Origin of the sequence: Vibrio sp. Isolate33, assembly GCF_022397895.1 — a bacterium.
GTDB classification, from domain to species: domain Bacteria; phylum Pseudomonadota; class Gammaproteobacteria; order Enterobacterales; family Vibrionaceae; genus Vibrio; species Vibrio pomeroyi.
The window spans coordinates 499,888-521,278 of record NZ_JAKEUP010000002.1 but is presented as its reverse complement, the minus strand read 5'-3'; the positions used below and the strand labels follow the sequence as shown (position 1 = coordinate 521,278).

The window sequence follows — 21,391 nt, the reverse complement described above, 5'->3', positions numbered from 1 at the left end:
GTAATTATGTATTTTGAATCTTTGAGTGATTTCTTTGCCATGGGGGGCTACGCCTCATATGTATGGAGTGCATTTGGAATCACATTCCTCGCGATGATCATCTTACTGGTGGTAAGCGTTCGTCGTGGTAAGCAATTACTAAATGAAGTACAAGCTAAGATTGATCGTCAAGCTCGTATCGATGCAGCAAAAAATATGGAGAACACTCTATGAACCCAAGACGCAAAAAGAGGCTGGGCATTGTCTTAGCGATCTTTTTTGGTATCAGTGCGACTGTTGGATTGATGGTTTACGCACTTAACCAGAACATGGATCTGTTCTACACGCCAACTGAGCTGGTAAACGGCAAAGACGGTAAAAAACCTGAAGTTGGTCAACGCCTACGTATTGGTGGCATGGTCGTAGTCGGCTCTGTAAGCCGTGATAATGAATCACTACGTGTAAGCTTCGATTTAGCGGATGTAGGCCCTAAAGTAACAATTCTATACGATGGTATCCTTCCTGATCTTTTCCGCGAAGGCCAAGGTATTGTTGCTCAGGGTGTCCTTAAAAATGCAACGACAATCGAAGCGTTTGAGGTGTTGGCAAAGCACGATGAAGAGTACATGCCTTCTGAAGTTGCGGAAGCAATGAAGAAAACCCATGAGCCTTTGCAATACACGACTGAACAAAAAGAAGGAAATGCTCAATGATAGCCGAGATCGGCCATTTTGCGATGATCCTATCCTTGGGATTAGCATTGCTGCTCAGCGTGCTCCCACTGTATGGAGCCGCTCGAAATAACACATTATTGATGAACAGCGCACGACCGTTGTCGTGGGGTATGTTCGGATTCTTAGCGATTTCGTTCTTTATCTTGTGTTACGCGTTTTACACAAATGATTTTACGATTCAATACGTAGCAAGTAACTCGAATAGCCAATTGCCTTGGTACTACCGAATTACTGCGGTTTGGGGCGCTCACGAAGGTTCATTGCTGCTTTGGGTTCTAATCCAAGCGGGTTGGACGGTTGCTGTTGCTACATTTAGCCGTGGTATGCCTCAAGAGTCTGTGGCTCGCGTATTGGCTATCATGGGTTTGATTACTGTCGGCTTCTTGCTGTTCATTATCGTAACGTCTAACCCGTTCCTACGTACACTGCCTTTCTTCCCTGTTGATGGCCGTGACTTGAACCCTCTATTGCAAGATCCGGGCTTGATCATTCACCCGCCAATGCTTTACATGGGTTATGTAGGTTTCTCGGTAGCGTTCTCTTTTGCGATCGCTTCTCTAATGAGCGGTCGTTTAGATACGGCATGGGCTCGTTGGTCTCGTCCATGGACAATCGCTGCTTGGTTATTCCTAACTGTAGGTATCGCACTAGGCTCTTGGTGGGCTTACTACGAACTTGGCTGGGGTGGCTGGTGGTTCTGGGATCCAGTAGAAAACGCTTCATTCATGCCTTGGTTGGCAGGTACTGCATTAATGCACTCACTTGCGGTAACCGAAAAGCGTGGCACATTTAAAGCTTGGACAGTATTGCTGGCTATCTCTGCATTCTCGCTAAGTTTACTAGGTACATTCTTAGTTCGTTCGGGCATCTTGGTATCGGTTCACGCGTTTGCGTCGGATCCTGCTCGCGGTATGTTTATCCTTGGCTTCCTAGTCTTCGTTATCGGTGGCTCACTGCTGTTGTTTGCTGTGAAAGGCGCTTCGGTTCGTGTCCGTGGTAATTTCGATCTGGTTTCTCGTGAAAACGCGCTGCTTGGTAACAACATCTTATTGATCGCAGCCCTAGTGGTTGTGTTAGTAGGTACGTTACTGCCTCTAGTTCACAAACAGTTAGGCTTGGGCTCTGTATCTATCGGTGCTCCATTCTTTGACATGTTGTTCTTCTGGTTGATGATTCCGTTCTCGTTCCTGCTTGGTATCGGTCCTCTGATCCGCTGGAAACGCGACAACCTGTCTAAGCTGGTTAAACCAATGCTGATTTCAGGTGCATTCTCACTTGGCTTGAGTGCGCTGATGGTTGCTCTATTGGCTGACCGCTTCAGTGGTACTGCATTTGCGGGTTGGGTAATGGCATTCTGGATCATTTTCATGCACGGCTTTGAACTGCATGAGCGTGCGACTCACCGTCATACGTTTATGAAAGGTCTAACTAAGTTGCCTCGTAGCCACTGGGCGATGGTATGTGGTCACATCGGTTTAGCTGTAACAGTGATTGGTATCGCAATGGTGCAAAACTACAGCATCGAACGTGATGTTCGTCTGGCACCTGGCGAAAGCTACCAGCTTGAAGAGTACAGCTTCCTGTTCACAGGCGTTCGTGACAAAGATGGTCCAAACTATGATGGCTACATTGCTGACTTTGAAATTACTAAAGAAGGTAAGTACATCAACACGCTTCACGCGGAAAAACGTTTCTACACTACTGCTAAGTCTATGATGACAGAAGCGGCGATTGACCGTGGCGTGACACGTGACCTGTACATCGCAATGGGTGAGCGTTTAGACGACAACAAATCTTGGGCTGTGCGTATCTACTACAAACCGTTTGTACGTTGGATCTGGGCTGGTTCTTTGATCATGTCGATTGGTGGCGCTATTGCTATCAGTGACCGCCGTTACCGTTTCCGTAAGCCAACCAAAAAGTCGGCTCAAGAGCAGGAGGCTTAATTAGAATGAACAAGAAGATTTTATTCATTCCTTTGATTGCGTTCATGGTTCTAGCTGGAATCTTTGCAACGCAATTGATGCGCAACCAGTCGGGTGATGACCCGACTAAGCTTGAATCCGTATTGATTGGTAAGCCTGTTCCTGAGTTTGACCTAGAAGATCTAGAGCAACCAGGTAAGCTACATGACCAAGCAATCTTTAAAGGTGAGCCGCTGCTTCTTAATGTGTGGGCGACTTGGTGTCCTACTTGTTATGCAGAGCACTCTTACCTGAACAAGCTCGCTGATCAAGGCGTTAAGATTATTGGTCTTAACTACAAAGATGATCGCAACAAAGCGGTTGGTTGGTTAAACGAGCTAGGTAATCCATATCTAATCAGTCTTTTTGATGGTAACGGTATGCTAGGTCTAGACCTTGGTGTGTATGGCGCCCCAGAGACTTTCCTAATTGATGCTAACGGCGTAGTTCGTTACCGTCATGTGGGTGACGTGAATCCAACCAACTGGGCATCGACGCTTGAGCCGATGTATCAAGACTTGTTGGAGGAAGCGAAATGATTAAGAAGGCACTGATTACTCTATTTGCTATGTTTGCGATTTCAGCGACAGTTTCTGCTGCACCTATCGAGTTCCATGAATTTGATAACGTTGATCAGGAGCAGCAGTTCAAAGAGTTGAGCAACACGCTTCGTTGTCCTAAATGTCAGAACAACACCATTGGTGATTCGAACGCTGAACTGGCGGTCGATCTACGCCAAAAAGTGTACGAGATGACAAAGGACGGTAAGTCGAAGCAAGACATCATTGATTACATGATTGCTCGCTACGGTAACTTCGTGACTTACAATCCACCGCTGACATTAGCAACTTCAATCCTTTGGGTTGGTCCATTTGCTGTGGTTGTGTTTGGATTTGGTTTGATCATCCTACGCAGCAGAAAGTCAAAATCGAAAGCGGCAGTAGAGTCAGATAAAGACTGGGATGCAGACAAAGAAGCACGTTTAAAAGCGTTACTCGATGAAGAGAACGACGGAGACAAACAGTAATGACTCTATTTTGGATTTCTACAATTATCCTTTCGCTAGCGGCAATTTTCTTAATTGTTCTGCCCTTCATTAATAAGAAGGCGAACAACGATGAAATGCTTCGCGACGAGTTGAACAAAGCATTCTATAAAGATCGTCTAGTTGAGCTAGAAGTAGAAGCAGAAGAAGGCCTTGTTGATAACCAGCAAGAGCTGATCGCTGATTTGAAACAATCTCTGCTTGATGATGTTCCTACGCAAGAAGAGATGAAGAAGACTCACATCTCAACAGTTGGTGTAGTTGTACCGTCGATCATTCTTGTCGTTGTTGTGACTTATGGTATGTATTTTAAGTTCGGTGCATTGGACAAAGTTCAACACTGGCAAGAAGTGAGCTCGAACCTGCCTGAATTGTCTAAAAAGCTAATGTCATCAGAAGGTGGCGCGCTAACGGATGATGAACTTGAAGATTTGACGCTAGCACTTCGAACTCGTCTGCATTATCAACCGGAAGATTCGACGGGTTGGTTACTATTAGGCCGTATTGCTCTGGCTAACCGCGACGCTGAAACAGCAAAAGATTCCATGGAACGAGCGTACAAGCTTGAGCCTAAGAATGAAGATGTTCAGTTAGGTTTCGCACAGGCACTGATGCTTTCTCCTGACGAAGCAGACCAAAACCAAGCTCGTCTGCTTCTGAGCCGTTTGATTCAAAACGATTACGTTGACCTTCGTGTGTTCTCATTACTAGCGTTCGACGCATTTGAGCGTCAAGATTACCCAGGTGCTGTGAAGTACTGGAGCATCATGCAACAGATGATTGGTCCACAAGACAGTCGTTACGAAATGCTTTCACGCAGTATTGAAAGTGCTCAGCAAAAAATGGGCAATGCCATGGGTGTTGACCAAGGCAAGACTGTTGCAGTAACGCTTGAGTTATCTGGTGATGTGAACGCGGATCCAAACTCAGTGTTGGTTGTTTCAGTACACAGAGCTGATGGCTCTCCAATGCCTGTTGCCGCTGCTCGTTACCCATTAGGTACTTTCCCTCGTACCGTTGTGCTTGATGATGGCAACAGCATGATGGAAGGTCAGAAGCTGTCTAGCCTTGAAACTCTGATGGTTAGAGCTAGGCTTGATACAGATGGTAACGTTTCAACTCGCGACGGTGATTGGTACGGTGAAAGTGAAGTGGTGGAATTGGGTGCCCCAGTGACCATTGATATCAATAAGCAATATTAATCATCACTTTGCATAGGTGTTAGCTATTCCGATTTGTTGATAAACGGTATAGACTTAGCCAAACAATTGAGGCCAGCGATTGCTGGCCTTTTTTATTATTTGAATTCCTTATGGAAAAGGTGATATGTCTATCAGTGTTTTAAGACTCTCGAGTTTACTCTTTATCGCAAGCTTGACGGTGGGCTGCTCTAGCGCACCAGATGAGAGCGTTAATGATGAAAATCTCGAAACCTCTGAATACGTCGAAGAGTCCCACCCAAATGATCCTTTTGAAGGTTTCAACCGAGCGATGTGGGATATCAACTACGAATATCTAGACCCTTACTTGGTTCGCCCTGTTTCTCTCGCTTATGTTGACTACACCCCAGTACCGGTTCGTTCTGGTATCTCCAATTTTCTAGCCAACTTAGACGAGCCATCAAGCATGGTGAATAATCTCATTATGGGCAATGGTGAGAAAGCACTCGACCACTTTAACCGCTTTTGGATTAACTCGACTTTTGGTCTGTTAGGCTTGATCGATATTGCCAGCGAAGCAGGGATCACCAAATACGATGACAAGTCATTCTCTGATGCGATTGGTCATTATGGAGTAGGGAACGGACCGTACTTCATGGTGCCGGGTTATGGCCCACTAACCACGCGTGAAGTAACTGAAACCGTCGATGGTTTGTATGTACCTTTGTCCTTCTTGAACTTCTGGGCGAGCCTAGGCAAGTGGGCATTTGAGGGAATGGAAACTCGAGCTCAGCTAGTATCGCAAGAAGCCTTGTTAGATGATTCTCCGGATCCATACGCTTTAACGCGTGATGTTTATATTCAACGTCGTGACTTTAAAGCGGAGATTGAGCCTGAAGAGGTTGATCTTGATGAAGAAGACTTCATTGATGGCTATTTAGAAGATTACTAAATAGAAGTCCCCTGAATAACAGGTAAAAGAAAGGCTCGATGTTGGAAATAACATCGAGCCTTTTTAATGCTTATGACTTTAAATTAAGTCAAACAGATTAGAAGCGGTAGTTAGCTTGGATACCTACTAGCCAGATGCTACCTGTCACTTCACCTTCGAAGCTGCCACCAAAGTAGTCAGCACCTGGCTCAAATGGCTGTAGTGTACCAAGGTCTGACTCTTGCATTCTCGCGTCTTTTGCTAGAATGTAGGTGAAGCCTGCATCTAGTGTAAGTTGCTCAGACCACTGGTAACCAGCACCGATACTTAACCAAGTGCGGTCAGTCTCAGGAATAGTTGCCGTGCGGTGCTTTTCGCTTACTGCTGAGGTGTCGTAAGCAATACCAGAACGTAGAGCCAGTTTAGGTGTCATTTGGTAAGTGGTACCAAGTGCAAAACGGTAGTTATCTTCCCAGTTTTCTTCCTTAATACCTACGCTTTTTTCCCCCGGAAAGTCTGCAACAAGTTCTTTGAAGCTGCTCCAGTTTGTCCAGTTAATGCTCGCATGCACTGCAACTTTATCAGTAAGTTGGTGGAAACTAGCAAGTTCTGCTGTTGCTGGAAGAGCAAGATCCATTGATCCGCCCTTGTGAGCCGCAGGATTTGTCGAGTTAAAACCGATGCCTTTAGCATAGCCTTCTAAAGTCAGGTCTACTTCCGATTTGTAGGTAAAGCCTAGGCGGTTATTTTCATTGATCTGCCAAGCTGTACCGACTTGCCATCCCCATGCAGTATCGTCACCTTCCATGTACTTTAGAGTGGTACCAGCTAATGGAGATTGAGGGCTAGCAACAGCACCAAAGCTACCTTCAGCCATGATATAGCGAACACCACCACCAATAGATACGCTTTCAAGTACTTGGTAAGCTGCGTTTAGGTTCAGCTCCATCGTAGTAACACTTGCTTCGTTACCGTGGTTAGAGCCACCAAAGTCTTTGCTTAGATCTGTTTCCATGCCGTAGTTAGTACCTGCAGCAAAACCTAGAGCAAATTTGTCGTTGTACTTATGAGAAATATAGAAGTTTGGGATCACTGCGCTGTGAGCGAAATCACTTGAATTTGATGGCGTCGTTGAAGCACCACCAACTGAAGTAGATGTGCCGTCGATATCAATGTTTGGGTCAACATAGATAGCACCAACAGAAACTTGAGTGCCTTCTAGGTAAGTTAGCATTGCAGGGTTACGCCATTGTGCGTCAGCACCGTCAGCCATTGCTGCTTCACCTGCGTATGCACGGCCAAGACCTGTTGCTGAGTATTCTGCTAGCTGAAAACCTGCCGCTTGAGTTACGGTAGAAGTCGAAAGTAGTCCAACTGCCACTGCAGCAGATAGAAGAGTCTTATTCATTTTCATTATTATGTTCGCTGAATCATAAGTATTTAGTGGCGTGATTCTACTTTTAGAGTCATTACTTTAAAAACGAAATTCGAATAAAACAGTGTTTTAGGGATTTAATGAGCAATTGTGACCAATTATTAGGTAAATAGTCTGAATGTTTCGTCTGTGTTGCGAAATTTGAGCGTACACTTGTAGCTATATATTGACCTTGCAGGCTACAGCTGTAAGCTTAAATTGATGTGGGTCAGTGGTTTAGCCAATAAAAAAGGGTCGCATAAAGCGACCCTTTGGATATTTATAACCTAGCTAATATTAGAAGCTACGGCTGTACTGTAGACCCATTAAGATAGCATCTGCACGAGTTGTTGCTGAAATTGACGAAACAACAGAAGTTGATTCATTAACTTTAACATCGTCGCCCATTAGGTAAGTGAAACCGAAGTCTACGTTTGACGCTTCGTTGATGTGGTATGTGAAACCAGCTGAGAACCATTGGCGATCTGAATCTGGAACTGAAACTGAAGTGACTTCATCTTGTGCACTTGTGTCATACATGTAGCCGGCACGAAGTGTCCAATCGCGATTCATGTAATATGTACCACCTAGAGAGTAGTGCATACCATTTTGCCATTCGTAATTGTTTAGAACACCCGCTTTGTCTGCTTCTAGCTTGTCAAATGAGCTCCAACCAATCCATTGCACTGAGTAATGAACTGCGAATTTAGTATCTTCAATCTTGTGGAAACCAGAGAACTCAACCATATCAGGTAGAGGCATATGAAGGGTATCATCTTTATATTCAGTGCCTTGGTAGCTGATATCGCCTTCAGCTTCAAGCTTCGGAGAGTAGTGGTAAGCCAAACCAAAACGGTTATTTTCATTTAACTCGAAAACAGTACCAAGGTTAAAGCCAACAGCCCAACCATCCGCTTCAGCATCAAGAACTGTTTGACCTGCTTGTGGCAAGCCTGGGATTGGCGGAGTATTAACTTCCGAGCTCATTGTTCGTTTCAGTTCACCTTTACCGTAAATAAGGTCAAGGCCTGCACCAAAGCTCCACTGTTTGTTTAGACGGTATGAACCAGCTAAACCAAAGTTAACACTTTTTACATCTGTTAGGCCGCCGTATTCACCACCCACATAGCTATCGCTGAATTCAGTTTTTGTACCGAAGTTAGAATAAGCATTTACACCCCATGCAAATTTATCATTTACTGGAACGATTAGATGAATGTTTGGTGCAATCGAAGTATCACCGGCATCGTCATAGTCAGCATTGCTAGAATTACCGCCCATGAAGCCTGTGTAAGTAGCATCCTTAACTTCAATCATAGAAGTGATGCTTTCAAAACCAAGAGATAGCTCAGTTTTGTCAAATAGTGCCATTGCTGCAGGGTTACGTGCCATTACTGACGCGTTATCTGCGATTACTGCATCACCAGCGAAAGCACGGCCGATGCCGGTTGCTGATTGTGCGTTAAGTTGGAAACCTGCTGCCATCGCTTGCGAAGACGCCAGTGTAATTGTTACTGCTAAAAGAGACTTTTTAAACAGACGCGTGTTGTTGGTAGTCATTCATTTATTCCTTTATATATCCGCCTCTACAGGGCGATTAATTTGAGCAATTGCTCAATGGTGGCTGATCCTATTCGGAAGTATACGATATACAAATCCGACCATTGATAAATTTGAGTGGAAAATTATGGAAATGACGCCTATCTGGCACGAAAATGGTGGGAAATGCTGCTTTTTAGAGTTTTAACTCTAGAGTTATTGGTTTTGTGAATGGATTTGCTGTTTATTTATAAATAAAGCCCAGCAATATCAAGAATATAATTGCTGGGCCTTTTATGACGGGGCTTTGAGAGCGAATTAGCCCATTGGTTTGATCATTTTGGTGAGCTTTTCGGCGATCTTAGAAACGTCCTCGCCATCTTCACCGACAAGGATCAGACTGCTGTCATCGATCGGAGTTACCGAACCTGACATGCCTTTTTCGTCAAAGTCGACTGGTTTGTCAGTTGGAATCCCAGTTAAGAACAGCGTGACTTTGCCTTTTTCACCTTGGAAGACCATGTGCATGGCATTCGACTTGCCAAAACCACAATGGTTCAGATAATAAACGTGATAAGGGAAAGCTTCATCAAACTGAAAAGCAAACGGGTTCATCTTGGCATTGATCTGTTGTGATGTGACTTGTTCATCAAGCCCACTAATAAAGCTCTTTTCCTCAACAACGTGCTTCATTGCCGTATCAGCTAAGCTTGCTTGTGCTGGAGAGACGAATGCATTTCCCCAATTCACTTGGCCAACTAATAAGCCTGCAACGAATGCTACTGAGGCTGCCATCGCCATTGCTCGTCGAGCAAAAGCCGGCCTTACCACTTTGCTTTCTTCGCTTGAGGTCTGATTGAACAGAATGCGATCAGCAAGATCGTCTGGCACATCCACGTTCATCGCAGAGTGGATCTGTTTATCAAGCGATAGTACATCGTCTAAGAAGTTACTATTGGCTTCGCTGTTTGCTGCCGCATCAATAATATCTTGTGTACGCTGCTTAGGTTCCGACAATACACGACGACGAAATTCCAAATCATCCATTATGTTGCCCCCTCTCTGCCTCTTCTGTATCCAGCATCTCTTTCAACTGATTTCGAGCTCTGAATAAACGTGTCATCACCGTGTTTTTGTTGAGTTCGAGAATGTCTGCGATCTCATCACCACTAAAACCACCAATCACTTGCAAGAAGAGAGGCTCACGGTAATCAATTTCAAGTTTCATGATCTGAGCTTGCAACCATAGGTGCTGATGGTGTGGGTCATCACTGACACTAGCATCGTTACCATGATCGTCGATATCAACCAGATCAAACTGTTTGCGTTCAAAACGTCGAGCATTCTCGCGGCGCAAGATGGTAATCAGCCAAGATTTCGCGGCTTTTTCATCTTGTAGACTATCGAGTGACTTCCATGCACGAAGGCAAGTCTCTTGCACTAAATCTTCGGCAATGCTTTTGTCTTTACATAACCAATAGGCGTAGCGAAAGAGGTCACGATGATAGGCACGCACGAGTGCTTCGTATTTTCTTTGTTTGTCCATATCAGAGTTGACCGGACGCTTGGCTGTTTTCTTTCCAAACATTTTTATTATTGACACACGAGCCTCCATAATTGCTCTGCGTATAGCTGTCCTCTATACGTTGTGCTTCGTTTTTATATTCTGTTTCGTTTTTAGAGCTAACGATCGGCAGGAAATCGTAAAATCACATTAAAATTGATCTACTTCAAAATCTAAGGCCTCGAACCCGTTATAGTACACCTTGTCGTCTAGTTAGTCATTCGTGGCTAGCATGTTGAGCAAGACGACACTTCCTTTTGAAGGCTGACTTTACTTTCTCCTAATCAGGAAACTGATTATTTCAATTGGCGTCAAGTTAATTGCTTTATACACATTCCGACCACACAGCTTTGTGTGGTTTTTTTTTGCCTCAAGAAAACCAATCCCTACAAAGCGATAACAGTATTTGCTTACAATAGTTTAGTCTCTTACGACAACCTTACCCCCAAAAAGGTTCGCCTGAATGTGCAGTTATATTTTCAAACAGTGAGATACTCGTATCACGTTTATTTAAACGCTCGTTTGATTTAATTAACAACTTCTTTACAATGCTTCAGGTCAGACCTCTTAACTTTAAGGAGAAACCATGGGCAAACAGGAAGTCAAAACGCGTTCTGGAGAACGTGTTGCCGTTGTCGCTGGATTACGAACCCCATTCGCTCGTCAGAGCACAGAATTTAGTCAAGTGCCTGCGGTCGACTTAGGCAAAATGGTTGTGAGCGAAATGCTTGCAAGAACTGATGTCGATCCTGCGCTTATTGAACAAGTCGTCTTCGGCCAAGTTGTTCAGATGCCAGAAGCACCAAACATCGCGCGTGAAATCGTGTTGGGCACAGGTATGGATATCAATACCGATGCCTACAGTGTGACACGAGCGTGTGCGACCAGTTTCCAAGCGGCAGTCAACGTGACCGAGAGCATTATGGCGGGCACGATTGATGTCGGCATTGCGGGTGGTGCGGATTCGTCTTCTGTATTGCCAATCGGTGTTTCGAAAAAGTTAGCGGCAAATTTATTAGCGCTGAGCAAAACCAAGACCATGGGGCAAAAGCTGAAGATTCTTAAAACCCTTTCAGTGAAAGACCTTATGCCAGTACCGCCAGCCGTTGCTGAATACTCGACTGGTCTATCCATGGGTCAAACCGCTGAGCAGATGGCGAAGACTCACGGGATTACTCGCGAAGCTCAAGATGCACTTGCTCACCGTTCTCACTCTTTGGCTTCTCAAGCATGGAAAGAAGGCAAGATTAAAGACGAAGTGATGACGGCATTCCCGGCGCCTTACAAAAAGTACCTAGCGGAAGACAACAACATTCGTCATGACTCAACAGTTGAAGGCTACGCCAAGCTGCGTCCTGCATTTGATAGAAAATACGGTAGCGTAACGGCAGCCAATGCTACGCCTCTTACTGACGGCGGCGCTGCGGTTATGTTGATGCGCGAAGGTAAAGCGAAAGAGCTAGGCTTAGAAGTGCTTGGTTATATTCGTGGCTATGCGTTCTCAGCCATTGGTGTTGAAACAGATATGCTGATGGGCCCGACTTACGCGACTTCTCAAGTATTGAAGAACACAGGTCTAGAGCTGTCAGATTTGACGCTGATCGAGATGCACGAAGCATTCGCTGCACAAGTGCTGGCGAATGTGAAAATGTTTGCAAGTGACGAGTTTGCTCAGAAACATCTTGGCCGCGACAAAGCGATCGGTGAGATTGATATGGAGAAGTTCAACGTATTGGGCAGCTCAATTGCTTACGGACACCCGTTTGCTGCGACTGGTGCGCGTATGATGACTCAAACATTACGAGAACTGAAACGTCGCGGTGGCGGCTTGGCACTGAACACAGCTTGTGCAGCTGGTGGTTTAGGTGCAGCAATGATCTTGGAGGTAGAATAATGTCTACGACTCTTGATGCAACAACAGAAAAAGAAACAGTCGCTCAACCAGATTCAACGTCTGCGACTGAATCAACCCAAAAGAAAGCAACCGCATTCTCTCTTAACATCGATGACCAAGATATTGCTTGGCTAGCGATTGATGTACCTGGCGAGAAAATGAATACGCTACAAGCCGCTTTTGCTGAAGAGATGAAAGCGATCTTTGAGCAGTTAAAAGAGAAGCAAAGCCGCGTTAAAGGCCTGATCGTCCATTCTCTTAAGCCAGATAACTTTATTGCTGGTGCTGATGTGCGAATGCTGGATGCGTGTAAAACCGCTGATGAAGCGCAGTCTCTTGCTCGTCAAGGTCAGGAAATGTTCCAAGCGCTGTCTGATCTTCCTTACCCAGTCGTTGCGGCAATTCATGGCCCATGTCTTGGTGGCGGCTTAGAGCTCGCATTAGCATGTGACTACCGTGTGTGTACCGATTCAGATAAGACACGTCTTGGTCTACCAGAAGTGCAACTAGGCTTACTACCAGGCTCTGGTGGTACGCAGCGTCTGCCTCGTTTGATTGGCTTGCTACCATCGCTCGACCTAATTCTCACCGGTAAACAGCTGCGCGCTAAGAAAGCGAAATCGCTTGGTGTTGTGGATGCTTGTGTGCCAGACACTATCTTACTTGAAGTAGCGAAAAGCTTTGTTGAAAAGAATACGGGCAGCAAGAAAGGTAAGCGTCTGGCGTCTAAAAGCCAAGCTTCGACCAAAGAGAAGCTGATTTCGCGCAATGGTCTTGGCCGTAAAGTGATTTTTGAACAAGCGTCGAAGAAGACCAACCAGAAAACACGTGGCAATTACCCTGCAGCGGATGCGATTCTTGATGTGATTCGTTATGGTCTAGAGAACGGCTTTGAAAAAGGCCTTCAGTATGAAGCGAAGCGTTTCTCTGAGCTAGTAATGACCTCTGAATCAAAAGCACTTCGTTCTATCTTCTTTGCTACTACTGAAATGAAGAAAGAACACGGTGCCGATGCAGAACCAAAAGCGGTTAAGCGTGTTGGCGTTTTAGGCGGCGGTCTTATGGGCGCAGGTATCAGCCATGTGAGCGTGGCAAAAGCGAAAGTACCAGTACGTATTAAAGACGTATCAAATGAAGGTGTGCTGAACGCACTTAACTACAACTACAAGTTGTTCGATAAGCAGCGTAAGCGTCGTATTCTGAGCCGCGCTGGCCTTGAAAGTAAGATGCTTCAGCTTTCTGGTGGTATCGACTTTACGAGCTTTAACCACACTGACGTAGTGATTGAAGCGGTGTTTGAAGACCTTGATCTTAAGCAGTCCATGGTTGCAGACATTGAAGAAAATGCTAAGCCAGACACTATCTTCGCGACGAATACTTCTTCATTACCAATTCATAAGATTGCAGAGAAGGCGCAGCGACCAGAAAACGTGGTCGGTCTTCACTACTTCAGCCCTGCAGAGAAAATGCCGCTGGTAGAGGTTATCCCTCATGAGACAACCTCAGAAGAGACTATCTCGACTGTAGTGGCATTAGCGAAGAAGCAAGGTAAAACGCCGATTGTTGTTAAAGACACGGCAGGTTTTTATGTGAACCGTATTCTTGCTCCGTACATGAATGAAGCGGCACATCTGCTATTGGCAAATGAGCCGATTGAAAAGCTCGACAGCACGTTATTGGACTTCGGTTTCCCGGTTGGCCCAATTACCTTATTAGATGAGGTAGGTGTTGATATCGGCGCTAAGATCATCCCGATTCTGGTTAATGAATTAGGCGATCGTTTCCAAGGTCCTGATGTGTTCGACATTCTTCTGAACGACAACCGTAAAGGCCGTAAGAGTGGCAAGGGCTTCTATACCTACAAAGGTAAGAAGAAGGAAGTTGATAAGTCAGTTTACAAGCTGCTTAAGCTGCAACCTGAACCTAAGCTAAGTGATAACGACATCGCAATGCGCTGTGTGTTACCAATGCTTAATGAAGCGGTTCGTTGTCTAGACGATGGCATTATCCGTAGCCCTCGTGATGGCGATATTGGTGCTATTTTCGGTATCGGTTTCCCTCCATTCTTAGGTGGCCCGTTCCGTTATATGGATCAAATCGGTATTAAGTCACTGGTTGAGATGATGAACGACTTCGCTAAGAAGTACGGCGATCGTTTTGCGCCATGTGATGGCCTACTGACACGTGCTGGATTGGATGAGTCTTTCTACAAGTAACTTTCTAGTTCGATAATTATTGAGCCCGTATCAAGCAGTTGATGCGGGCTTTATTTTTTATCGGAGTATCCAAAAGGGATGAGATTCCCGACTCAGTCATTCTTCCTTCTCGGGAATGACGGGGAGAGGTGTGTTCTGTCTGGTAGAGCTGAACGGTATGGGAGATTCCCGACTCGGTCGTTCCTCCCTCTCGGGAATGACGGGGAGAGTAATGTGCTCTGTCAGGTAGTGTTGGTCGGTGTGGGAGATTCTCGATTCAGTTGTTCCTCTTTCTCGAGAATTACGATAGAGAGATCGAAAGTAAGCTATTGTGCTGTTCAGAATGGTGGTTAAACGCATCTCAATCAAAACTACCGTCATCTCCTAAAGCGACGAAGGAGCGTAATAGGAGATCTGCTTTTGTGCTTCACCCAATAAAAAAGGTTGATGCTTTCACATCAACCTTTTGATTTATATAACACTCTTATCAACCAAGCTCAGTATCTTTCGGGCGCAGTTGAAACTCGTCAATAGAGCCTATTTCCACGCCTGCCGACAGCTTATCTTCGTCCTGGTGCGCATTACCGTGAGCGTGCATAATCAGACGATTTGCAGTGCGTGGTTTCAGTTGGCTAACCACAAATCGCATCATGTCAGAGCGAGTGAGCCCCTTGAGCTCTTCAAGCACACGTTCTCTCTGATTGAACTCTATATCTTTATTGCCAATCGCAACCCACAGGCGTTGAGCACGACCTCGCAATGTCGTATCGGGAGTTGAAATCTGATTCCAGAGACCACGCTTACTGCTGTGCCATTGGTAGTCATTAAGCTCCAATAACACCATATAAAAGGCATTAAGGAACTCATCGATTGAAGCTAACAAATCAGCCGGAGCCGCATTGGGAGACTGCACGTACAACACAATGCCTGGGTGTCGGTTTAGCGGCATATTGCCAGTGCCAACCATGTAGCCCAGTTGTTGTTTAGTTCGAATCTCATGGAAGAAAGTGGCCGACATTAAATGGTTAGCCAAGGAGTATAACGCGATATTTTGAGGTGAAATATCAGGACATTGGTAATAAACCACGATAGCGGAATCATCTTGATTACAGACCACTTCACGTTGGAAGCTGCCGTTTTCACCCAGCATGATTAATGGTCGCAGTGACTCTTCGTAAGCCTGATCTTGAACGCGTAGGGCATCTTTTAGCGTTTCAGCCATCTTATGTGCATCGGCTTTTTTCCAGTCGCCATACACAAACATCTCAACATGAAGTTCAGCCAAAATAGATTGAACGAATGAAGATAACTCATCGACTTCAATTGTCTCTAGTGCCTCAATCAGCACCGCATAAGGAGGGTTGTTTGGTTGTAAGATACCTGTCATTGCATTAAACAGCTGCGAAATAGGACGGTCTTGTGACGCGTTATTCCAGTTTCTGAGTAATTGATGCTTAATTGTTTCGAAGCGTGTTGGACTAAAGTCGCGTGCTTGGAAGCGTTCAAGGATCATATTGAGGAGTTGTGGCTGCTTTTCGCTAAATCCAGACAGAGTCAGTGTGACACCACCTTGATGGGTATACATGTTGTAACCCATACCAGCAATTTCAGCCTGATAGGTATCTTTTTCCAGTGAGTCTAAGAACATCTCTACACATAAGCGTGTTTTGACGATGTTCCTAGGGCTAGCGACCGAGTGCGGGCTATCAATAGCGATATACACCACACCTTTCGGAACTCGAAATTGATGGTCTTGCAGGTGCCACAGCTTAAAGCCGTCCAACTCTTCTAACAGTTGTGGATGTTTAGCGTCGCCTTCGAGTTCTGCCGGATCTAAGTCATAGCAAATAAACGGGTTTTTGCTTGGAAGCTCAAACTGCCAACCGGGATTGATGCACATAAAGCATTGGGTTTGCTCTGAGCTAAAAGGTGTCACAGAGTAGGGCGTAAAGTACCATTTCGCTTCTCTGTCATACTCGAAACCTTGGGCAACAATGGTCGCGCGCATATTGTCGACGGTTAAGTAGGGAAGCAAAGAGCGTTGTAATTCGTCATCGAAATGCGACATCTTATAATCGCCATACACTACGTCTTGTTCTTGGTAGTGCTGCATGTTGATCACCAGATGACTCACGACATCAAGTGGTCTTGCTGGTTCTTGAAAGCGGAAAGCTGACTCTAAAACGGCGCGCTTTTCTAGATAGCGCCACTCCTCAATACCTTGTTGTTCAATCAACTTGATGTACTGAAATACTGCCTGGATGATGTTATCGGTTTTGGTTAAACCTTCGATGGTCAATGAGCAACTGACTGTGAAATCACGATAGTTGCTGCCGCTTGCGCCGCCACCTGCTGAGAGAGAAGTAATCCAACCTTTCTCTTTCAACTGCATCATCAAACTGCCTTCGCCTTCATAACCTAAAAGGTGTGCGAAGAAAGACAGTGGCTTAACGCCGTAGTGCTCGTCCATGCTTGGCATAGGGAAGGTTAAGATGAGTTTACGTACTTCTTTTATAGGCTCAACGTGCACTTGAACGCCAGTGCTTAATTCGCCAACAATCGGTACTTCCACCTTCTTGCCTTGCAGGTTGTGATTGATAATCGAGCTAAAACGATCCTCAACCCAGCCTTGCATCTCATCTAAGGATTGATTGCCAGATAGTGTCAGCGTCATCAGGTCTGCAGAATATTGTTGCTGGTGGAACGATAAGATCTCTTGTCGAATCGTCTCGCCATTCCTGTCGCCCAACGTATCGATATTACCGACAGAAAACTTCGAGAATGGGTGATTGTGGTTCACCAATTCTTTGGTAACTTGGTACAAGCGTCGCGAATCGTCGTTGAGTTTCATCTTATATTCTGAATCAACGGCTTGGCGTTCTTTATCTAATGCTTCTTCGTTGAACAGGGGAGCAGTAAAAAATTGGCTGAAGCGATCGAGTGCGGTTTCAAACGCATTCAATTCAACATCAAAAAAGAAACAGGTGTGCTCTGTTCCCGTCCAAGCATTGTTACTACCACCGTGTTGGCTGATAAAACTTTGGAACTCTCCGACCTTTGGATACTTTTCAGTTCCCAAAAATAGCATATGCTCTAAGTAGTGAGCTAAACCCTCTCGGTCTGTAGGGTCATCAAAGTGCCCCACATTTACGGCTAATGCGGCTGCTGCTTTTTGAGCATTTTGGTCCTGAACTAACAGTACGCGTAACCCGTTATTTAAGGTTATGTAACGGTATTGATGTTCATCATTTGGGCTTAAGTGCACAGGAGCATCTCCAGAGAAGGTGGTTTTTAAATTATGTACCCGATGATTCGGCGTGCAAACCTTGTAATCATATTTTGGGATATGAAGTGCTTTTTGGCGATTTCTAAATCACTTTTATCGATTTTTATCAGTAATTTATTTTCTTTTAACAAGATTGTTAAGAAAGTCGAACTCTTTGGCAAGTGACTTGATATAATTATTTATATTGACTGCGGTTTCTCTGGATTGAGAGCCAAACCTAAGTAGCGTTTCGCTGATATATGGGATATATCGACTTTCGACATGTTACGAAGACAGGATTGAACATGAAAATATTCATTATGCGCCACGGTGAAGCAGAACATTTTGCGGATTCGGATGCAGAACGAGCGTTGACCAAGCGCGGGAAAATGGCTTCTCTTGCAGTGGCACAAGCTGCAAATGAGCAGGGGATTAGTCAATTCGATAAAGTGCTGGTGAGCCCATATTTAAGGGCACAAGAAACGTGGTTAGAGATATCTCAGGCGTTTTCTGGCACGAAAGTAGAAACCTGTGATGATATTACGCCTTATGGAATGTCCGACGATGTGTTTGATTTGACCTTGGCAATGGCTGAAGTAGAAAAACTAGAGACCATTTTATTTGTTTCTCATTTACCTCTAGTGGGCTACTTAACAGCAGAATTTGCCACTGGTATGGCTCCGCCGATGTTCCCAACGTCTGGCCTAGCCTGCATCGACTTTAACCTCGAAACACAGAAAGGTGAGTTACTTTGGAACATCAATCCATAGTGAAGGTGAAGACAACCTTTTAATTGGAAGACTAAAGTGAAAAGGGCATCTCAATGATTTGAGATGCCCTTTTTGTTTTTGATGATGAAGCGATTTGCAAACCAGCATTACTTCTCAGGAATGGAGAGCAGTACCAACAACGCACCGTTACCGCCAAACTCTAATGGCGCTTGGTGAAAAGCCATCACATCGGGGTGCTGTGCTAACCACAAAGGCACCTTCTGTTTAAGGATGTGTTTGCCGATACCGTGTTGAACGCAGGCACACGCCACGCCTTCTTTAATGCAGTGCGCAATCATAGCGCCAAGCTCACGTTTGGCTTCTTGCTGAGTCATACCATGCATATCAAGATACACGTCTGGTACGTAGACACCACGACGCAGGCGCTTCACCTCATATTTAGATACATCATCACGCGCATAACGTGTTGGGCCGTCTTCGCTAAGGTGCGGAATGAACTCATCCGAGAAATAAAACTCGCTATCACTCGCTTGTCTTGCCGTTCGAGTAATTTCTTTTTGCTTGGCATTTCTTTTTGGCTGCTGGACTATGGTATCCTGTTGCAACTTTTTAACGCCCTTTACTGCATCGTTGAATAGGGCGAAATCGTCATCGAAGTCGGTGTCTTTTTTGCTCATCAGGTTATGAATTCTAATTAGAAACGTAATTAGCAGTATTGTAGCGCTTTTCGGAGACAATTTTGGATAAGATTTTTGTAGAAGAAGCGGTATCAGAACTACACACGCTTCAAGATGTGATTCGTTGGACTGTTAGCCGCTTTAACGCAGCTGGCCTATTTTATGGTCACGGCACTGATAACGCGTGGGATGAGGCAGTACAACTTATCTTACCTACTCTTTATCTGCCGATTGATGTTCCTTCGCATGTAATGAACTCTCGTCTAACGAGCAGCGAACGTCTGCGTATCGTTGAGCGTGTGATCAAGCGTATTAATGATCGTACACCAACGGCTTACCTGACCAACAAAGCTTGGTTCTGTGGCCTTGAGTTCTTCGTAGATGAGCGCGTTCTTGTGCCTCGTTCTCCAATTGGTGAGCTGATCGAAGCTCAATTCCAACCTTGGTTGACTGAAGAGCCAGTTCGCATCATGGATATGTGTACGGGCAGTGGTTGTATTGCTATCGCTTGTGCGCATGCATTCCCAGATGCTGAAGTAGACGCAATTGATATCTCTACTGACGCACTTCAAGTTGCTGAGCAGAATGTTCAAGATCACGGCATGGAGCAACAAGTGTTCCCAATCCGTTCAGATCTTTTCCGTGATCTGCCGAAAGAGAAATACAACCTGATCGTATCTAACCCGCCTTACGTGGACGAAGAAGATATGAACAGCCTGCCAGACGAGTTTACTCATGAGCCAGAACTTGGCCTAGCAGCGGGTACTGACGGTCTGAAACTGGTTCGCCGTATCCTAGCTAACGCACCAGACTACCTAACAGATGACGGTATTCTGATCTGTGAAGTAGGTAACTCAATGGTTCATATGATGGATCAGTACCCTGAGATTCCATTCACTTGGATTGAGTTCTCGAACGGTGGTCACGGTGTATTCATGATCACTCGCGAACAGCTAGTGGCTTGCGCTGACGAGTTCTCTATCTACAAAGACTAGTTAATAACGGCTAATCTTTAGCTTAGTATCTGGTAAGACGTTCTATTTAAAACGTTTTAATTTAAACGCCATGCAGCAATGCATGGCGTTTTTTATTGCCTTAGTTTTAGGGTTAAGTCATCAACGCAGGATAAATAATGTTCAATATTTAGTTGCCTAATATGAATGGCTATTACATATTGGTGGCTAATGTTTAGCCGTTTTAGTGAGTTAAGGAGAATTCGCGATGAGCTTTGATACATGGATTTATTATTTGTTGGCAGTACTGATTTTAACGGCATCGCCGGGCCCAAGTTCTTTATTGTGCATGACCAAAGGTGTGCAATCGGGTTTTAAATTATCAATATTTACTGCGCTGGGCAGCTTAACGGCGATCACCGGAATCTTAACGTTATCGTTCACCGGTTTAGGGGTGATCATAGCTTCATCGGAAGTGGTGTTTAATGTCATAAAATGGACTGGCGCTGCGTATCTTATCTATCTTGGCTGGAAGTCTTTACGTTCTAACCAGCAAGATTACGACAATCTATCTAGTCAAAAAACCGATTCTCAGCTTGTTAAAGAAAGCGCGGTGCAACACTACTTAAGTGGTTTTATTGTTGGCGCGAGTAACCCTAAAGCGATCCTGTTTTTTACGGCACTTTTCCCTCAGTTTATCGACCCGTCACTCGCTCTGCTTCCCCAGTTTGCAGTGTTTGCTTTAACCTTTGCTGTGATGGAGTTGTCTTGGTTATTGGTGTACGCGTACTTAGGTGCGAAGTCGTCAAACTGGTTGTTCGCGAAAGGCAGAGCTAAGGTTTTTAATCGTGTTACAGGAGGCGTGTTTATTGGTGCTGGCGCGCTACTTTCGACGACAAGCCGAGCATAACTTTTTGATTTATCAGAGGGCTGAATAGTTACAGAAAATTCTTAATGCTGTCATAAAAGGTTAATATTAATGTGCTTGCCGCTTTTAGTGAAAAGCCGATATATTGTAGTTACACCATCACGTTCTCAAGGAGAGACATATGCAGCATCAAGAAATGATTCAACATAGTAACTTTGGCGTTATCAGCCGCACTTGGATTTTCTCTACCCTTTCTCTAGTGGGTATTCTTGCTCTAATGTAGTCAGCTTAATGGCTCTATATTTTCAGTTTTTATTATGAAATCACTTGTTAAAAAGTCTTCAAAGTCAGAACTCTTTATCTCATAAACGTGGCTTTTCTCATCAGGCTAGCCACTTAACCTTTTCTTCGCTGTGCTTTTCTCTGAACATATTCTTTCCCATAATAGTCTCTTTGTCTGATTCCCCATTTGTTTAAT

General features: G+C 44.8%; 18 protein-coding genes. 12 read left to right on the top strand and 6 right to left on the bottom strand.

Features of this window, described 5'->3' with window-relative positions:
- Positions 1–6: 6 nt before the first annotated feature.
- The 7 genes from ccmD to L1D37_RS05555 all read left to right on the top strand — a co-directional run bounded on the left by ccmD (position 7) and on the right by L1D37_RS05555 (position 5,834).
- Complete coding sequence (ccmD, locus tag L1D37_RS05585) at positions 7–213, top strand: heme exporter protein CcmD (protein ID WP_009848525.1); 207 nt, start codon at positions 7–9, stop codon at positions 211–213.
- A complete protein-coding gene (gene ccmE, locus L1D37_RS05580; RefSeq protein ID WP_017060655.1) occupies positions 210–692 on the top strand; it encodes a cytochrome c maturation protein CcmE in 483 nt (160 codons plus the stop codon). Before ccmD ends, ccmE begins: the two co-directional genes overlap by 4 nt.
- On the top strand, positions 689–2,659 hold the full coding sequence (locus L1D37_RS05575) for a heme lyase CcmF/NrfE family subunit (RefSeq protein WP_017631755.1): 1,971 nt from the start codon (positions 689–691) through the stop codon (positions 2,657–2,659). The genes ccmE and L1D37_RS05575 overlap by 4 nt, the downstream gene beginning before the upstream one ends.
- Positions 2,660–2,664: 5 nt before the next feature.
- Positions 2,665–3,216 carry a DsbE family thiol:disulfide interchange protein gene (locus L1D37_RS05570; RefSeq protein ID WP_017631754.1) on the top strand — a complete coding sequence of 184 codons (552 nt, stop codon included), beginning with the start codon at positions 2,665–2,667 and terminating at the stop codon, positions 3,214–3,216.
- Positions 3,213–3,704, top strand: a complete 492-nt coding sequence (locus tag L1D37_RS05565; RefSeq protein ID WP_239847196.1) for a cytochrome c-type biogenesis protein — start codon at positions 3,213–3,215, stop codon at positions 3,702–3,704. Before L1D37_RS05570 ends, L1D37_RS05565 begins: the two co-directional genes overlap by 4 nt.
- Entirely contained in the window at positions 3,704–4,924 is a 1,221-nt protein-coding gene (gene ccmI, locus L1D37_RS05560; protein ID WP_176681793.1) for a c-type cytochrome biogenesis protein CcmI, read from the top strand. The genes L1D37_RS05565 and ccmI overlap by 1 nt, the downstream gene beginning before the upstream one ends.
- A 124-nt stretch (positions 4,925–5,048) precedes the next feature.
- The gene (locus L1D37_RS05555) at positions 5,049–5,834 is read left to right on the top strand and encodes a VacJ family lipoprotein (protein WP_239847195.1); all 786 of its coding nucleotides are present in this window, start codon (positions 5,049–5,051) and stop codon (positions 5,832–5,834) included.
- 97 nt (positions 5,835–5,931) lie between these two features.
- On the opposite strand, the gene L1D37_RS05550 is transcribed toward L1D37_RS05555, so the two are convergent.
- The 4 genes from L1D37_RS05550 to L1D37_RS05535 all read right to left on the bottom strand — a co-directional run bounded on the left by L1D37_RS05550 (position 5,932) and on the right by L1D37_RS05535 (position 10,354).
- The gene (locus L1D37_RS05550; protein WP_239847193.1) at positions 5,932–7,227 is read right to left on the bottom strand and encodes an outer membrane protein transport protein; all 1,296 of its coding nucleotides are present in this window, start codon (positions 7,225–7,227) and stop codon (positions 5,932–5,934) included.
- Between the two features lie 297 nt (positions 7,228–7,524).
- The gene (locus L1D37_RS05545) at positions 7,525–8,787 is read right to left on the bottom strand and encodes an outer membrane protein transport protein (protein WP_102320197.1); all 1,263 of its coding nucleotides are present in this window, start codon (positions 8,785–8,787) and stop codon (positions 7,525–7,527) included.
- Between the two features lie 297 nt (positions 8,788–9,084).
- On the bottom strand, positions 9,085–9,813 hold the full coding sequence (locus L1D37_RS05540; protein ID WP_239847191.1) for a DUF3379 domain-containing protein: 729 nt from the start codon (positions 9,811–9,813) through the stop codon (positions 9,085–9,087).
- Positions 9,806–10,354, bottom strand: coding sequence for a sigma-70 family RNA polymerase sigma factor (locus tag L1D37_RS05535; RefSeq protein ID WP_186443280.1), 549 nt, complete (start codon positions 10,352–10,354; stop codon positions 9,806–9,808). The genes L1D37_RS05540 and L1D37_RS05535 overlap by 8 nt, the downstream gene beginning before the upstream one ends.
- 562 nt (positions 10,355–10,916) lie before the next feature.
- On the opposite strand from L1D37_RS05535, the gene fadI reads away from it, so the two are divergent.
- Both fadI and fadJ read left to right on the top strand, forming a co-directional pair.
- Positions 10,917–12,224 carry an acetyl-CoA C-acyltransferase FadI gene (gene fadI, locus L1D37_RS05530; RefSeq protein WP_239847189.1) on the top strand — a complete coding sequence of 436 codons (1,308 nt, stop codon included), beginning with the start codon at positions 10,917–10,919 and terminating at the stop codon, positions 12,222–12,224.
- Entirely contained in the window at positions 12,224–14,440 is a 2,217-nt protein-coding gene (gene fadJ, locus L1D37_RS05525) for a fatty acid oxidation complex subunit alpha FadJ (RefSeq protein ID WP_239847187.1), read from the top strand. The genes fadI and fadJ overlap by 1 nt, the downstream gene beginning before the upstream one ends.
- 466 nt (positions 14,441–14,906) lie before the next feature.
- Here the strand turns inward: fadJ and L1D37_RS05520 are convergent, their stop codons facing one another.
- The gene (locus L1D37_RS05520; RefSeq protein WP_239847186.1) at positions 14,907–17,684 is read right to left on the bottom strand and encodes an insulinase family protein; all 2,778 of its coding nucleotides are present in this window, start codon (positions 17,682–17,684) and stop codon (positions 14,907–14,909) included.
- Between the two features lie 305 nt (positions 17,685–17,989).
- Between L1D37_RS05520 and sixA the strand changes: the two genes are divergently transcribed.
- Entirely contained in the window at positions 17,990–18,454 is a 465-nt protein-coding gene (gene sixA / locus L1D37_RS05515; RefSeq protein ID WP_017633129.1) for a phosphohistidine phosphatase SixA, read from the top strand.
- A 107-nt stretch (positions 18,455–18,561) separates the two neighbouring features.
- On the opposite strand, the gene smrB is transcribed toward sixA, so the two are convergent.
- A complete protein-coding gene (gene smrB, locus L1D37_RS05510) occupies positions 18,562–19,092 on the bottom strand; it encodes an endonuclease SmrB (RefSeq protein ID WP_048664280.1) in 531 nt (176 codons plus the stop codon).
- A 62-nt stretch (positions 19,093–19,154) separates the two neighbouring features.
- On the opposite strand from smrB, the gene prmB reads away from it, so the two are divergent.
- Both prmB and L1D37_RS05500 read left to right on the top strand, forming a co-directional pair.
- On the top strand, positions 19,155–20,087 hold the full coding sequence (gene prmB / locus L1D37_RS05505; protein WP_017633131.1) for a 50S ribosomal protein L3 N(5)-glutamine methyltransferase: 933 nt from the start codon (positions 19,155–19,157) through the stop codon (positions 20,085–20,087).
- A 226-nt stretch (positions 20,088–20,313) separates the two neighbouring features.
- Positions 20,314–20,955: a LysE family translocator gene (locus L1D37_RS05500; protein ID WP_239847185.1), complete on the top strand. Its 642-nt coding sequence runs from the start codon at positions 20,314–20,316 to the stop codon at positions 20,953–20,955.
- The last annotated feature ends 436 nt before the right edge of the window (positions 20,956–21,391 follow it).

Coding starts and splice junctions, on each gene's coding strand:
- ccmD (WP_009848525.1), top strand. CDS start 7: ATGTATTTTGAATCTTTGAGTGATTTCTTTGCCATGGGGGGCTACGCC.
- ccmE (WP_017060655.1), top strand. CDS start 210: ATGAACCCAAGACGCAAAAAGAGGCTGGGCATTGTCTTAGCGATCTTT.
- L1D37_RS05575 (WP_017631755.1), top strand. CDS start 689: ATGATAGCCGAGATCGGCCATTTTGCGATGATCCTATCCTTGGGATTA.
- L1D37_RS05570 (WP_017631754.1), top strand. CDS start 2,665: ATGAACAAGAAGATTTTATTCATTCCTTTGATTGCGTTCATGGTTCTA.
- L1D37_RS05565 (WP_239847196.1), top strand. CDS start 3,213: ATGATTAAGAAGGCACTGATTACTCTATTTGCTATGTTTGCGATTTCA.
- ccmI (WP_176681793.1), top strand. CDS start 3,704: ATGACTCTATTTTGGATTTCTACAATTATCCTTTCGCTAGCGGCAATT.
- L1D37_RS05555 (WP_239847195.1), top strand. CDS start 5,049: ATGTCTATCAGTGTTTTAAGACTCTCGAGTTTACTCTTTATCGCAAGC.
- L1D37_RS05550 (WP_239847193.1), bottom strand. CDS start 7,227: ATGAAAATGAATAAGACTCTTCTATCTGCTGCAGTGGCAGTTGGACTA.
- L1D37_RS05545 (WP_102320197.1), bottom strand. CDS start 8,787: ATGACTACCAACAACACGCGTCTGTTTAAAAAGTCTCTTTTAGCAGTA.
- L1D37_RS05540 (WP_239847191.1), bottom strand. CDS start 9,813: ATGGATGATTTGGAATTTCGTCGTCGTGTATTGTCGGAACCTAAGCAG.
- L1D37_RS05535 (WP_186443280.1), bottom strand. CDS start 10,354: ATGTTTGGAAAGAAAACAGCCAAGCGTCCGGTCAACTCTGATATGGAC.
- fadI (WP_239847189.1), top strand. CDS start 10,917: ATGGGCAAACAGGAAGTCAAAACGCGTTCTGGAGAACGTGTTGCCGTT.
- fadJ (WP_239847187.1), top strand. CDS start 12,224: ATGTCTACGACTCTTGATGCAACAACAGAAAAAGAAACAGTCGCTCAA.
- sixA (WP_017633129.1), top strand. CDS start 17,990: ATGAAAATATTCATTATGCGCCACGGTGAAGCAGAACATTTTGCGGAT.
- smrB (WP_048664280.1), bottom strand. CDS start 19,092: ATGAGCAAAAAAGACACCGACTTCGATGACGATTTCGCCCTATTCAAC.
- L1D37_RS05500 (WP_239847185.1), top strand. CDS start 20,314: ATGAGCTTTGATACATGGATTTATTATTTGTTGGCAGTACTGATTTTA.